Genomic DNA, 251 nt, shown 5'->3' on the forward strand with positions numbered 1-251 from the left:
GTTGTGACGATTTATTTGCATTACATGCTCAAGAAAAATTAGCTTCACTTTTGGCCTCTGCGTAAAAGTGAAAATATCTTAGAATAAAATGCCAATAAATAATGGCGTAAAAATATAAAGGAAGAACGACTAATGTTTCAGGAAAAGAACTTCCCGGTAAATATTTTTCATTCGCACGCGAGCTCGCCATTTCAGCAACATGATTTTCATCACGTCCCCAAAGCAATGTTTTATGGCCATTTCGCGCTAAG

1 pseudogene is annotated in these 251 nt (G+C 36.7%); it reads right to left on the reverse strand.

Going from position 1 to position 251, the window contains the following annotated elements:
- Positions 1-28 precede the first annotated feature (28 nt).
- Positions 29-251: pseudogene (locus H4J50_RS19930) on the reverse strand (hypothetical protein); the annotation flags it as partial.

The sequence above is a fragment of the Colwellia sp. 6M3 genome (assembly GCF_014077595.1).
GTDB lineage: Bacteria > Pseudomonadota > Gammaproteobacteria > Enterobacterales > Alteromonadaceae > Cognaticolwellia.